This is a genomic window from Planococcus sp. VCh962 (assembly GCF_057748275.1).
Window position 1 is genome coordinate 1,000,301 of the sequence record NZ_JBYLHS010000001.1, and the last position, 12,485, is coordinate 1,012,785.

Annotated in this window: 17 protein-coding genes; 6 read left to right on the forward strand and 11 right to left on the reverse strand. The window is 35.5% G+C overall.

What is annotated here, in order from left to right; genetic code table 11:
• Positions 1-100 precede the first annotated feature (100 nt).
• The 5 genes from AC3AQ9_RS05055 to AC3AQ9_RS05075 form a co-directional block, all read right to left on the reverse strand.
• The gene (locus tag AC3AQ9_RS05055) at positions 101-565 is read right to left on the reverse strand and encodes a GNAT family N-acetyltransferase (RefSeq protein WP_488306352.1); all 465 of its coding nucleotides are present in this window, start codon (positions 563-565) and stop codon (positions 101-103) included.
• 236 nt (positions 566-801) lie between these two features.
• Positions 802-1,668 (reverse strand): alpha/beta fold hydrolase, encoded by an 867-nt coding sequence (locus AC3AQ9_RS05060; protein WP_488306353.1) that lies wholly within the window; start codon positions 1,666-1,668, stop codon positions 802-804.
• A gap of 459 nt (positions 1,669-2,127) precedes the next feature.
• Entirely contained in the window at positions 2,128-2,880 is a 753-nt protein-coding gene (locus AC3AQ9_RS05065) for a permease prefix domain 1-containing protein (protein ID WP_488306354.1), read from the reverse strand.
• Positions 2,877-3,218 carry a PadR family transcriptional regulator gene (locus AC3AQ9_RS05070; protein ID WP_488306355.1) on the reverse strand — a complete coding sequence of 114 codons (342 nt, stop codon included), beginning with the start codon at positions 3,216-3,218 and terminating at the stop codon, positions 2,877-2,879. The genes AC3AQ9_RS05065 and AC3AQ9_RS05070 overlap by 4 nt, the downstream gene beginning before the upstream one ends.
• A 283-nt stretch (positions 3,219-3,501) precedes the next feature.
• Positions 3,502-3,783 carry a hypothetical protein gene (locus tag AC3AQ9_RS05075; RefSeq protein WP_488306356.1) on the reverse strand — a complete coding sequence of 94 codons (282 nt, stop codon included), beginning with the start codon at positions 3,781-3,783 and terminating at the stop codon, positions 3,502-3,504.
• Between the two features lie 512 nt (positions 3,784-4,295).
• On the opposite strand from AC3AQ9_RS05075, the gene AC3AQ9_RS05080 reads away from it, so the two are divergent.
• The 3 genes from AC3AQ9_RS05080 to AC3AQ9_RS05090 all read left to right on the forward strand — a co-directional run bounded on the left by AC3AQ9_RS05080 (position 4,296) and on the right by AC3AQ9_RS05090 (position 6,540).
• Positions 4,296-4,922, forward strand: a complete 627-nt coding sequence (locus AC3AQ9_RS05080) for an alpha/beta hydrolase (protein ID WP_488306357.1) — start codon at positions 4,296-4,298, stop codon at positions 4,920-4,922.
• A 303-nt stretch (positions 4,923-5,225) separates the two neighbouring features.
• A complete protein-coding gene (locus AC3AQ9_RS05085) occupies positions 5,226-5,750 on the forward strand; it encodes an RNA polymerase sigma factor (protein ID WP_488306358.1) in 525 nt (174 codons plus the stop codon).
• A complete protein-coding gene (locus tag AC3AQ9_RS05090; RefSeq protein WP_488306359.1) occupies positions 5,737-6,540 on the forward strand; it encodes a hypothetical protein in 804 nt (267 codons plus the stop codon). Before AC3AQ9_RS05085 ends, AC3AQ9_RS05090 begins: the two co-directional genes overlap by 14 nt.
• Positions 6,541-7,206: 666 nt before the next feature.
• Here the strand turns inward: AC3AQ9_RS05090 and AC3AQ9_RS05095 are convergent.
• Both AC3AQ9_RS05095 and AC3AQ9_RS05100 read right to left on the reverse strand, forming a co-directional pair.
• A complete protein-coding gene (locus AC3AQ9_RS05095; protein WP_488306360.1) occupies positions 7,207-7,638 on the reverse strand; it encodes a hypothetical protein in 432 nt (143 codons plus the stop codon).
• Complete coding sequence (locus tag AC3AQ9_RS05100) at positions 7,635-7,841, reverse strand: helix-turn-helix transcriptional regulator (RefSeq protein WP_488306361.1); 207 nt, start codon at positions 7,839-7,841, stop codon at positions 7,635-7,637. Before AC3AQ9_RS05100 ends, AC3AQ9_RS05095 begins: the two co-directional genes overlap by 4 nt.
• 791 nt (positions 7,842-8,632) lie before the next feature.
• On the opposite strand from AC3AQ9_RS05100, the gene AC3AQ9_RS05105 reads away from it, so the two are divergent.
• On the forward strand, positions 8,633-9,133 hold the full coding sequence (locus tag AC3AQ9_RS05105) for a GNAT family N-acetyltransferase (protein ID WP_488306362.1): 501 nt from the start codon (positions 8,633-8,635) through the stop codon (positions 9,131-9,133).
• A gap of 39 nt (positions 9,134-9,172) precedes the next feature.
• Here the strand turns inward: AC3AQ9_RS05105 and AC3AQ9_RS05110 are convergent, their stop codons facing one another.
• The 3 genes from AC3AQ9_RS05110 to AC3AQ9_RS05120 all read right to left on the reverse strand — a co-directional run bounded on the left by AC3AQ9_RS05110 (position 9,173) and on the right by AC3AQ9_RS05120 (position 10,528).
• Positions 9,173-9,451, reverse strand: a complete 279-nt coding sequence (locus AC3AQ9_RS05110; protein ID WP_488306363.1) for a hypothetical protein — start codon at positions 9,449-9,451, stop codon at positions 9,173-9,175.
• 243 nt (positions 9,452-9,694) lie between these two features.
• Positions 9,695-9,952 (reverse strand): GNAT family N-acetyltransferase, encoded by a 258-nt coding sequence (locus AC3AQ9_RS05115; protein WP_488306364.1) that lies wholly within the window; start codon positions 9,950-9,952, stop codon positions 9,695-9,697.
• 114 nt (positions 9,953-10,066) lie between these two features.
• Positions 10,067-10,528, reverse strand: coding sequence for an NUDIX hydrolase (locus AC3AQ9_RS05120; RefSeq protein WP_488306365.1), 462 nt, complete (start codon positions 10,526-10,528; stop codon positions 10,067-10,069).
• A gap of 400 nt (positions 10,529-10,928) precedes the next feature.
• Between AC3AQ9_RS05120 and AC3AQ9_RS05125 the strand changes: the two genes are divergently transcribed.
• A complete protein-coding gene (locus tag AC3AQ9_RS05125; protein WP_488306366.1) occupies positions 10,929-11,369 on the forward strand; it encodes a hypothetical protein in 441 nt (146 codons plus the stop codon).
• 24 nt (positions 11,370-11,393) lie between these two features.
• Positions 11,394-11,708: a hypothetical protein gene (locus AC3AQ9_RS05130; RefSeq protein ID WP_488306367.1), complete on the forward strand. Its 315-nt coding sequence runs from the start codon at positions 11,394-11,396 to the stop codon at positions 11,706-11,708.
• Positions 11,709-12,229: 521 nt separating this feature from the next.
• On the opposite strand, the gene AC3AQ9_RS05135 is transcribed toward AC3AQ9_RS05130, so the two are convergent.
• Positions 12,230-12,373, reverse strand: coding sequence for a DUF3953 domain-containing protein (locus AC3AQ9_RS05135; protein ID WP_488306827.1), 144 nt, complete (start codon positions 12,371-12,373; stop codon positions 12,230-12,232).
• Positions 12,374-12,485: the final 112 nt, after the last annotated feature.

Here is a 12,485-nt window from a genome sequence, read left to right on the forward strand (position 1 = left end):
CTCCCACCGCCTCCGCCTTCAAGCAGCTTCTGGTAAATGAGGATTTGTGAACTTCGTTCTTCTACTGAGAAGATTTGGTTCGAAAAATGAAAAACAAACTTTAAGTTAGTTTTTTGAGGAGTTTTACATATTCCCCGTATCCATCTTCGCCAAGATATAAGACCGTTGTAAAACCTTTCTTACCATAGAGATGCCATGCGTTCAGGTTATCTGTGTCTACACCGAGTGTGATTTCCTCATATCCAAGCTTTTTGGCATGATCAATCAAATAATCTACAAGAATGCCACCTATGCCACGATTCCGATGCTCGTCTTTAACAATCATACGAGACAGATAAATTCGTTTCCCCGGGATGGTGTAGTCCGGATCATGGTTTTGAAGAACCAAAGAACCTTCCCCTATAAACTCGTTATTCTCTAAATAAATAAAAGTAATTCGGTTTCCATTTACTATTTCGTCATAAAAACCTTCAGTCATTGTTGGATTCTTTTCCATTTCCCAAATGTTACTGCATTTGTAGTAATCTTCGGTTCTTAGTTTCTTTATTTGGTAGGAAGTCATCATTCATCCCTCCTTCTTGTTTTAACCTGTCACTTAGGACATCAGTTGCTCTGTTACTGGAATTTCTGTATTTCTTTTGATAAAGAAAATCTAACGGCCTATTCTCTATGCTTAATCTTATAGAGCGCTCGTAAAAATACACTCTTGCAGACAAAAAGAGAAAAGTTGTGCTTCATTCGTCCCACTTCTCTCCTTTACATTCAAGCTACTTCTGATAATTCCAGATATGTAATCTAATATTATTCTTTTATTCTTCTTGGTAAGCGATTCACTTCTAAGGTTTCTTTAACGAATTCATTGAATTTATCTTCTTCTTCAGAAAAAGGATTGTGATTGCTTTCTTCAAACACAGTCAGCTTAGCATTTGGGATTAATTGTGCAATTTCTTCTCCGAATTTCAAAGGGCATTGGGCATCAAATTTTCCTGAATAGATAAAACTAGGAATCTGAACTTCTTTTAACTGCTCTCGTATATCATAGGTAGGATATTCCATCTTGCTGAAATAATCTAAACGAGGTCCGACTGTTTTACCGCTATTCGGCTTCTTCATGGCTGCTTTAAGTTTTTCCTCCGAGAGATAAGACATTAATGCCCACTCATAGCCAATTTTTTGTCGGATTTCAGTTGGAGTTTCTGGCTCATTCAACATTTCCATAATTTCAACGATTCGATTGAAATTGGGATTTTTGCTGCAATAGATGCTGTTCTCATCGCTACCATATTCATAGCTTGCTGCAGCTCCACCGGCAATGATTTTCGTTAAGGAAGACGGATGATTAATGGCATACTTGAGCGCCAGCATCCCACCAGTAGAATGTCCGGCAAAAGTCCATCTCTTATAATTGAGTGATTTTCTTATCGCCTCAATATCCATTAAAGTTTCATCCATCCTGTATTCCTCATTAGTAGTTGCTTTAACAGATTTACCAGCTCCCCTAAGGTTGATCAAATAGACTCGATAATAGGAAGTAAATGGGTTGGCCATCGAGTTCCCGCGTTTATTGAATTCACTATAAAGATGGGTCACCGCTAAAGGTTCTCCTTCTCCTTTTTCAAAGATTTCAAAAGGCCCTCTCTCCGTCTCAATCATTCTTTGCTCCCACATTTCAAACCCTCCAATTTTTCATAATTTTCTTTTTATTACGTTTATAATTATACAATTTTTGTAAGTATTACTACAAGAATATGTGCATCACCAATAGAGGTTTACTGAATTTATTAGTTTTTTAAACTAACCGTTCGTAAAAGTACACTCAAACGAAAAAGACAAGAAACTCTTACTAAAGTTTCTTGTCTTCCGATAATGCAGTCATATGTCGACATAAGATGCACTTCCTTGCTTATTTTTCTAGCATCTTCAGCTTCTTTCGTTTTCTTCAAACGTATAAATCGGCTTTTTTCATGCGATTTGAATGCAAGCTTGTGTTTTTCAGTTGCGGTTCTAATCTTCAGCTCTTTTCCATCCCAAATCATCGTGTTTATTGATAAGTGCAATAGCAAATACGGTATGTATAACCGTTTTTCAGATTGAAAAAGGTTCTTAGATCGTCATAAAAACACTGCTTTAATGCAATTTCAAAGTTTTGCGATGGTAGATTTTAAAAATAGTGTAGATAACCAAAAGGGCAATTGAAAGAGTGAAAAACGCCACAGGGATCAAGTGATATTTTTCTCTTTGATGATCAAAGAAACTCATTTTCACTAACCATCCTTTTTCACCAAAACTTAATATGCCACTGTGTAGAGGTTCTTCCGTCGCATTTTCCGGAAAAAGATACTCGGCTTCTGTAAAGTCCCGATTAAGAACCTCCGGCTCTATTGGTCCTTTCCCATCGACTTCTTCTTCGTAAAACAAACTGGCAAAAATCAGCGTCTCGTATTTTTCATTGAATTGTTCAATTACGGCGGCTATTTGTTCGTTTTCTTTTTCATCAATCACTGCATTTCCATCACTATCAGCAATAGCAATGATGTCAAGACCTGCCGTTTCCACGGATTGACGGTATGCATCCGATGCCTTATCCACCCACAGAAATGAAATAGCTGCCAGCAAAAGGGTGAATAGCGCCAAACGAAAGAGGTATTTAAGGAAATTCCGTTGATGCTTGGAATTCTTTGCTTCCCCATTTGTTCTCAGACTGTCATCTCCAAAGCGTTCGATGGCTATCTTTATCGCTTCTTCTTCTGATTTCCCTTCTTGTTTCAAATCGTGAACCGCTTCCAATAGATGGGTCCGCATTTCTTCTTTCAATTCTTTTGCCTCTTTGCCACTTACACTCTCGTATAACGAATCCACAAAATTGTCTATTTGTTTCACTTGCTTTTACTCCTTTCCAAAAATGAATCGATTATTTTTTTTAAAAACTGCCATTCTTTTTGCTTTTCTTCAAAACCTTCTTCACCTAACGGCGTCAGTCTGTAATATTTTCGTCTTCCTCCTGGCCCTTGTTCATCGCCCCAGTAGGATTCAATCCATTTATTTTTTTCTAATCGCTTTAACGACAGATAAAGCGTACCTTCCTTTAATTCAAACTGGTTTTCACTTTTTTCTCTTACTACTTTGGCTAATTCATAGCCGTACATATCCTTGTTCTGCAATAAAGACAGAATCAACGTGTCAATATGCCCTTTTAAAACCTCTTTATTCACCTCCACTTCGCTCACCTCCCATTTTACTATAAATATTAGTACTTAATAATGCAAGGTATTATTTTGAAGAACAATAAAATCAAAAAATTTCTTTTAGCATATTCAAACTGAGTGATCCATTTTTGAAGCGTTCTTAAATGTGCATTTCTGCAAACTAAAAAGACAAGAAAGTTCTACTCGAATTTCTTGTCTTCCGATAAAGTGGTGATATTACAAACGAAAAAGAACTCCAATTTCATGGAAGTTCTTCTTTTTTCTATTGGGCTTCTTCCACTAAAGCCCAGTTTGTTTAATTAGCTGCCATCAACTTAGAATAAACAAAGATAATTAGCAGAGTTAATATACCAAGAAGAACCATTCCCCCACCAAAGAATAAAGATATGCCCATTCCTTCCCATTTTCCTACGTACAGACCCCCGTAATGAATTCCTGCGCCTAAGAGAAGGAATACAAATCCAATTAAGTATTTTCTTTTTTTCAAAACGCTCCAAACAATCCCGACACAAGCAAAGGCTAAAACAATAATTGGAACGCTCAAAATTAAGCTATCCATCATTCCTGAATTCATCATAACCACTCCTCCTCTTTGTTAAGTGGATTTTCTGCTTTGCGTTGATGGCATTTTTTTAACTATGCCATTAACCATCTAAACAACTCCATAATCAAACAAAGTAATCATTTTTGTAATGATCTTGAATTAGAGTCTTCCTCAATCCTAAATCGCTATATTAGCCTATTTCCCTTAGACTCATTTAATATAAAAATTTTCTGACTATTATAAGTTTAACATAATTTACCTTTCCTCTATTTCCTAAATATAAGATTAAAGTCATTATAAGCGTTCGTAAAAGTACAGATGCACAGACAAAAGGAGAAAGCAAGGCTGATCAGCAAGGCTTTCTCCTTTGTGTATTGCTATTAGAATACCTATTACTTCTGATAACCATTGATATGTAAATCGAGTTGGATTTGAATATTATACTTATCTTGGTAGTGGATTTTCTTTTCAGACGAAGAAAACTTGAAAAAATTGAAAATTTAAACTCACGGTATAATTAGTAAAATCTATTATGGGGTGGAAAAATGGCAATAATAAAAAGCAGTGTAAATTCTCATAACCGCAATATCCCATACTCTTTTTACAAGCACGAAGTGAAAAGCACAGAGTTGGCAATTATTTTACCAGGCCTTGACTATACTTCACAGGCACCACTCCTCCATTACACAACCCAAGCTTTATTTAGTAGAGGAATTGATGTGCTGCAAGCGAACTACCATTACTCAGAAGAAGTGCTGGCTTCATTAAGTGAAGAGGATATTACTGAAGATGTCAGGGCAGTCATTGATGAGATACTAATTGAAAATCATTATACAAAGTTCTATTTCGTTGCAAAATCAATCGGAACCATCCCTATGGCTCACCTTTTAACATCTCCCTCTTTCCATTCAGCAAAATCAATCTGGTTTACACCGTTATGGCAACGAGACGATGTCTATCATTCGTTGCTAAACAACAAAGAAAATACTCTGTGTTTCATTGGTGATCAAGATCCGAATTATAATAGCGAAAAAGTAGAAATGCTGCAAAAAAATCCTCATTTACAACTAGAGATAATCAAAGATACAAACCACAGTTTGGAATTTGAAGATAACGTAATTGAATCTACTAAAGTCTTAACGAGTGTAACTCAAAGAGTTATAGAGTTTTAAAGTATAAAGTCTTTATGTTCTCTGGAGCTAAAACTTATTTGATGAAAATCGAAGTTTAATAATTTTAAAAAGCGTTCGTAAAAGTACACTTTTCCAGACGAAAAGGGATAGAAGATGCGATTTGATTAGCATCTTCTATTCCTTTGTATGTAAACAACTTCTGATAATCCCTCATATGTAAACCTATTCTTCTTGTATACTTTGCTTACACGTGAGAAAAATGAAAATAAATTCCAAAAACACGACTTTTGTTTTTTAATTACGTCTAACAAGTAGAAACCATAAATGAGGGGGCGAGATTCCTTGACCAGCGAGAGAAAAAGCGAAATCACTGAGTGGTATCAGCAGCATGGTGATTCCATATTCAGGTATATCTTGCTGATGGTCCGTGATCATCAACAGGCGGAGGATTTAACACAAGAGACGTTTATTAAAGCATTCCGGTATTATGACAGCTTTGAACGAAAGGCAAATCCGAAAACCTGGCTTTTTCGCATTGCCCACAATCTTACCATTGATTATATTCGTAAGCAAAAGCCCCTGGAGCTGTTAAAGGAGCTGGTATTACTCGGAAAAAGTACAAGCAGTGTACCTGAAGGAATAGTGGAGATTAGAGAGGATTCCACAGAACTTTATCAGGCATTAAGCCAGCTAAAAAGTCCATATCGTGAAGTCATCATCCTGAGAAAAATAAGGGAGTTCAGTATACAAGAAACCGGAGAAATTTTAAATTGGTCCGAAAGTAAAGTGAAAAACACCCTTTCCCGAGCCCTTTCCACATTGGAAAAACAGTTAAACAAGGAGGGAATTATCCATGAAAAAAACTGATGGCACTCATACGGCATTAGACAATCAGTGGAAACAATTGGATCAGGATATCATTTGGAGCCAGAATCATAAAGCAAGGCTGCACTCTCGGATTTTATCGAACTTGGATAAACAGGAATCCAAAACCCGGTTTTTCAAGGGCTTTAAATTCACCTCCAGTTTAGTCCTGTGCTCGATCCTTTTAGTGGCCGGAATCATTTTCCTTTCGCAAAACATCCTTCAAGAAGATGGTGGGTTAACAACAGGAACAGGAAATACCCCGGAGGAAGAACCTGCCTTGTCAGGAAGCGAAGAGGTAGATGCCGAAAAAAGCAAAGAAACCATTCAAGCTGTCATTGAAGAGGAATTCAACGGGCCAGACGAAAAGTATAAAGAATTATGGGAAGCTGCTATGGAAGCTCAAAGCAATGCGACAACTCAAGAAGAGTTTGATACGCTACAGAAAACACCGGTATGGAAAAATTATATGAACTATATGGCGGAGACCTATGCTGCTTATTTCACAGAAAATGGCTATGACAATTTTTTAAATGCCACACCTGCTTTTATGTACAGTGGTTTTGATGGCGACTATAACCTGACAGCGTCGAATATTAAGATCGGCCAGAACGAAAATAATCCGAAAAAGTATCAATTTACTTTCCAAGTGGACTACAAAAACACAAAAGGAGAAGTCCAACCGTATTCGTTCGAAGGTGAAGCCATTGCTTCTAAAGAAGGAAAAATTGAGAAGATGCGATTTCTGGATAAGGATGACTTGCTTACCAAGATGAATGAAGATATTTATTGACGCTGCCTTTAGGCAGCGTTTTTCTGTCTGGTTGTATTCCAATGCATTCAATACTTTTCAATCCGTTCGTAAAAATATACTTACACAAACCCCAAAAAAGGGAAAAAGCTTATTTAGCTTCTTCCCTACCGATAAATTCATGATAGGTAAACTCTTATCCATTCGAAATTACGATTTTAAAACCTTACAGAACAGACTTTTGAATGTAACATTTTTTCTAGCAAATTCACTTTCTCTTCTTGCTCTTCAAAGTCTATTGGAATTAGGAATCTGAATGTAACTTACTTACTATTAAGTTACATTCACTTCTAAATAAAAACCTTTAAAATTTATCGGATGTAGAACTCCGAAAAATGGGTTTTTATGTTAAGGTAGTAATTAAGTTAAAATATTCCAAAAATGAGATGTTGAATATGACTATGAGCATTATTCCTCTAGTATCGATACCTATCTGGATTTCAGTAATCTATGAACTTAGTAAACCTTCAGAAAAGCAAAACAACCGAAATATAATAACTTTTACAGCTCTAGGTACTTTATCAACTGTAATTTTGACTATTTCACTTTTTCAAAACTTCACATCTTTTTAGAGAAGGAATCCTTCGATTTTGAGGGGTTCTTCTTTTTATTTCTGAATGTAACTTAACTGCACTTAAGTTACATTCATTATTTGTCTTCTAGTTCCATTGCTCTCTTAACCCTTAATCGATAAAGGTAGATGAACGGAATGACGCCGCAGACAAATAAAATTCCGCCGATCATAAGATCATCCAGCCAGTCGAATCCTGGAGTAATCGAGGTGAAAACTGTCACTCCTGCTGCTATAACAGTAAGGACGACCAAACCAATCATCAACGATTTTTTCGGACTCCGATTTTCTGTCTCGTGTTCTACACTTGTACTCATCGACAAATACGCATAGACAATCGTCGTAACCATAAACACGGCCCACACTGGATTGCCTCGCATACCTTCCAGGCCACCTCTAATAAGTTCATAGCCCAGTATCAACAGAATACCAAAAGTCTGTACGAAATAGGCACTCCTGATGTGCTGTAGATTTCTTAAAATTAGGCGTTCATCGGTTATCTTTTTCATTCGAAGTCCTCCTTTTCCACCCAAAAGATTTCATCCAATCCGGCATTTACCACATAGCAAATTTGCAGGCACAGCTTCAATGATGGATTGTATTTCCCTTTTTCGATTAAACTTACTGTTTGCCTCGTAATCCCAACTGCATCAGCTAGTTCTTGTTGTGTCATTCCCACTTTTACACGCCCAACTTTTACTTGATTATTCATCAACTAACCTCCACCAATAAAATGCAACATATAAATTGCAATAAAGAATGTATATGTTACATTTTATCTCCAACTTTTTCTCGCTACTGTTTACTTTTTGCTGAATGCTCTGCTTTCACCCAACTATTTCAGGACACTCTAGTCACTCATCAAATATATTCAAATCTAGGTATAAGTGTTCGTAAAAGTACACTTCCGATAAATCGAGTTATACATAATTTAATCTTAGATATATAATTAATTCATCTAGTAAGAACAATTAGATAATTTAAGAAGGAGATGAATTTATGAAGTATTTCGCTAGCGCATTAATAACTTTATTTCTGAGTATCGTATTCTTTTTTATCTTAGGGGCATTTGGATTAACAGATTATAATGACGGTTTAATAATATCCGTGGGCTTAATCATAGTTACTTTACTATCTATCATCTTTAGCTTATTAATGGAGATTGACAGTAAACTCAAAAAAATACATATTAATTCTAAATAGAAGAAGGTAAATTCTTCAGATTTATTCTTCAAATTCATGTCCTTCTCCAACATAGCCTAATATAATCGCTCTAGATAATTCCGAAAATATAACCATTCGTAAAAGTAGGCTTAAACGAACGAAAAAGAGAAGGATGAAGCTCCTTCCCTCGATAAGTTTTGATAAGTAAGCTATGGACTTCACAATTTTGACTCTAAAATCTTATGGACTAGTCTTTTGAAAACTCTATGGAATAAATTGGTACAATAAAATCACACGATTTAGAAACAAAATGAAACTATTTTATTGGGGGAGTAAATTATGAATAATAGTCCAGTGGTAAAAGAATACGGTAATGAACATCAGATTCAAGTGGTCGATCTAATTCTTCAAATACAACAAAAAGAATATAACATTCCAATAACAAAAGACGATCAACCCGACTTGTTTGCCATCGAAGATTTTTATCAGACAGGCAATGGCAACTTTTGGATAGCTATTTATAACGACAAAGTGGTTGGTACGATCAGCCTTTTGGATATCGGAGGGAACCAAGTAGCATTACGAAAGATGTTTGTAGACAAAGAGTTTCGAGGATCAACATTTAAAACGGCTAGTCTTTTATTAGAAAGTGCCATTAAATGGGCCGAAGAAAAATCAGTTCAAGCAATTTATCTCGGAACGACTCCGCAATTTCTAGCTGCCCATCGATTTTACGAAAAAAATGGATTTACAAGTATATTTCCTGATGAATTACCAAAGAGTTTCCCAGTGCTGCAAGTCGATAAAAGCTTTTACAAATTTGATCTGAATGTAACTTGATTGCTAATAAGTTACATTCATTTTTAACAATAAAATCAGTTACTTGAAGTGCTTTAATCTTTTGTCAGCTATAAAATCTAAACTAAATGCAATAACGAATGAGAATACTGCTAATAGTAAAAATGCAGAACTAACAATACCTGCTATTAACCATCCATTTCCAAACCAAATATACATCCAGCCCATTAAGCCAGCGATAAAGAAGCAGAAAGAGATAAAATATTTTATTTTTCTCTTTTGAGGTATGTATAAGTTTATTGTATAAAATCCAAGCAGAACTAAAAGTACGATAAAGCCAAATAGAAGTTCTAAATACATTTGTTCACCTCTGTCTGTTTAAAGGATTAATAAGACGTAGAAAAGCCTTCCTTCCACCACGTGCACTCTCAACTATGCAAAAAAACCAAACCTTTAATTCAGATATGAAAACACTCTCTTATATACTTCCCTTCATCCGGATTAATTTCCCATCAACTTCCGGACCTAATTCTTACATGCCAAGCTTATGATAAAACTTGATGGCTGGGATATTAGTTGGCGCTACCCGTAAATGAAATTCTTTTACACGTCGATTTTGAAAAATTCTTTTGCATAAGCGTGCAACTCTTTCCCTTTACCTTTTCCTCGATTTTCAATAACCAAATAATAGAGATTTACATAGCCACTACGTTTCCCTTCATATTCTCGAATCGATAATTCGAGTTGGCCAATCAATTCTCCATCTTCTTCAACGTCAACGAAGCCATCTGGATAATCAGTTGTTTTCTCTTTCAGCCACTGAAGATACTCAATTTCTTCCTTATATTGATAAATACACATTTTGAATGTAACTTACGTGGTGATATGTAAACTCTTATTAATACTGATTTTTTCTATTTTACGTTCTAGTATCTAGCATTGATTTGTGTATTTCATTTCAAAAGATATTACTGTTTACTGATTTGATGAAAAAGAAAATGAATACTGTTTAATAAGGTTTTTGATCAATGGATTCAGTTCCGAAGGTAGTTCATTTGCTTGGAAAAACCTCGCTTCTGTTGTTTCTATACCATCCACCTTTAAAGAACCGCCTTTTATTTCGTTTGTCACATATGCTGTGGTTACCGGGTAAAATTCATCTCCATTGGGCAATTTAACATAATATTCTTTTCCTGAAAAAACCCCAACTAATTTTAATTTGCCAACTTGAATTCCTGTTTCTTCGAGTACTTCTCTTCTACCAGCTTCTTCAGTAGATTCTCCGAGTTCGATAAATCCACCAGGCATTCCCCATTTTCCATCCACTCGTTTCTGCAATAAAAATTCTCCCATTTCATTCACTACCGCTACTGCAACACCAACTAATATTAGCGGTTGATGACCAACCACTTTTCGTAAATTTTCAATATAACCCATAATGTCCCCCTGTATTTCTTTAATATGGTTTCTATAATATTTAATTCTATAATTATGTAAATTTCCCTTTATTTCCTTTTCTCTTTTTATATTTTTTGATTACTATTTTTTAAAGTAAAACCGTACGTAAAAGTACACTTTTGCATACAGAAAGGAATTCGATTTTATACGAAGCCTGCAGTCTTCCATAAGCGATAATGGTTCTAGAATTACGATTGATCAATTAAGAACTGAAAGTTGCAGGCTTTACATGCAACACCGGAAACCACAGTGCTTTTAAGTTGAAAAAAACGCTCTTTATAAATTTAAGATGGAAAACCCCGAAGCTCAATATGAGATTACTGTTGAAAAGGCAATTGGCGACAATATTCGTTGAATCAGCAAAATTAAGGTTAATAAGTTGATAGAAGGCGTTAACCATAAAGATTTAAAGGATACTCATGTTACTACTCAATATTTCGGTAAAATTTATGAAAAGTTCAATGTACACGCTTCGGTTTTTGAATTTGAGGGAATGGATGAAGGCTGGGCCTTAATTGTCTTTTATGACGTGGACCGAAAGAAATTAATCGATATGGCTAAAATACAATATGTCGGAGACCATGCAGAAGTTTCAAACTACCTAACTGGAAAAACGGTTGATTTAGATGAAAAATTGAAACAAGAGGAGACTCAGGAGGAGTCAGTTCTGGTTATGTGGCATCCCCTAGGTGAAACAGACCTATGGAATTCTCTTAACTGTGAGTGGGCTGGTGTCTTATATTGTGGAATCGCAGGATTTCTAGTTACCCCTTGGGGGAGTGTGGCTTGCGGAGCGGGTTGGACTACTCTTTGTCATTAATTATTTTGGATGGAGTGGTGAATTATGCCTTTAATACTTTTGAAACTCATTAGAGCTTTTGCGGTTGCTTTGCTTGCTGTAGGCGGATTCTCTTTTATTTTCGATGGGGAATCTCCTTTTAGCCTCTCTATCATGCTGACTGGTTTGATTGCAGCCGTAGCTTCACAGTATATGATCAAGAACTCAAAAAGAAATAAACACCATAAAATTTTACCTAATGCTTTAAATAAAACTCTTCTAAGTACGAAAATATTTTGCAATACGATACTTTCTTTCGGACAAACTGAAATGAAAGACATTTTTAAAGTAAAAAGGCATACTTCTTTTCAAGCTTTGTAAATTTCTGATCAAACTTTTTTCGTTCTAGAAAAAAGTAAAGCCACTCTCTTGCTTCGTTTGTTTTCCTGCACGCCAAATAGGAGTCCAGCACGAGATTAAACTCTTTTTTATAATAAAAGACTTCTTCATAATTACGAAAAGCCAGGTCAAAAAACGAAGTGGCTTTAACACATTCCCCGTTTTTGACAAACCATATCCCTAAAATGAAACGGAGGTCCGTTTTTTCTCCTGGAGTCAATTCCATTTCATTTAAAGACCGTAAATAGAGATCCCTTTCCTTTTTTTTCATCCCGATCAGACTGAGATAGAATCCTCGGGAAATTACATTTCCAATGGTTTTCACAGGCTTGAAGTACCATTTATAAATGAAGAAGGAAATCCAAGCGAATCCTAGAACAGTTAATGCGTTCAAGCTTTTTGCCTCCTAATGGTTTCTCAATAATTCGATACGTAATTGTCTTTCTGCGATCTTTTGAATGTAACTTAATTCACAATAAGTTACATTCGCTTATAAAAAAATCTTAAGCGTTCATTATCAATCCTTGTACCGAAACAAAAAAAATAAACAAAGAAATAAGGATACACATATACCCCCAAAATTCTTTTCTATTCTTTTGAATTTTTTCAAAGCCTGCTACCAACATAAAAATCCCCATTGTAAGCATTACGTAAGGCAATAAGGTGAAATTCTGGCTCAATAGCACATAGACTGCAAATACAACTACAACTATATTTAAAATAGTCCTAATTATTTTAAGAATAATAATTCTCCTCCTC

Bases quoted from the DNA above. Each gene is read 5' to 3' on its own strand.
- AC3AQ9_RS05055 (WP_488306352.1), bottom strand. From the start codon at position 565: ATGATGACTTCCTACCAAATAAAGAAACTAAGAACCGAAGATTACTAC.
- AC3AQ9_RS05100 (WP_488306361.1), bottom strand. From the start codon at position 7,841: ATGAATAATCAAGTAAAAGTTGGGCGTGTAAAAGTGGGAATGACACAA.
- AC3AQ9_RS05105 (WP_488306362.1), top strand. From the start codon at position 8,633: ATGAATAATAGTCCAGTGGTAAAAGAATACGGTAATGAACATCAGATT.
- AC3AQ9_RS05075 (WP_488306356.1), bottom strand. From the start codon at position 3,783: ATGATGAATTCAGGAATGATGGATAGCTTAATTTTGAGCGTTCCAATT.
- AC3AQ9_RS05080 (WP_488306357.1), top strand. From the start codon at position 4,296: ATGGCAATAATAAAAAGCAGTGTAAATTCTCATAACCGCAATATCCCA.
- AC3AQ9_RS05135 (WP_488306827.1), bottom strand. From the start codon at position 12,373: ATGCTTACAATGGGGATTTTTATGTTGGTAGCAGGCTTTGAAAAAATT.
- AC3AQ9_RS05060 (WP_488306353.1), bottom strand. From the start codon at position 1,668: ATGTGGGAGCAAAGAATGATTGAGACGGAGAGAGGGCCTTTTGAAATC.
- AC3AQ9_RS05120 (WP_488306365.1), bottom strand. From the start codon at position 10,528: ATGGGTTATATTGAAAATTTACGAAAAGTGGTTGGTCATCAACCGCTA.
- AC3AQ9_RS05130 (WP_488306367.1), top strand. From the start codon at position 11,394: ATGCCTTTAATACTTTTGAAACTCATTAGAGCTTTTGCGGTTGCTTTG.
- AC3AQ9_RS05115 (WP_488306364.1), bottom strand. From the start codon at position 9,952: ATGTGTATTTATCAATATAAGGAAGAAATTGAGTATCTTCAGTGGCTG.
- AC3AQ9_RS05090 (WP_488306359.1), top strand. From the start codon at position 5,737: ATGAAAAAAACTGATGGCACTCATACGGCATTAGACAATCAGTGGAAA.
- AC3AQ9_RS05110 (WP_488306363.1), bottom strand. From the start codon at position 9,451: ATGTATTTAGAACTTCTATTTGGCTTTATCGTACTTTTAGTTCTGCTT.
- AC3AQ9_RS05095 (WP_488306360.1), bottom strand. From the start codon at position 7,638: ATGAAAAAGATAACCGATGAACGCCTAATTTTAAGAAATCTACAGCAC.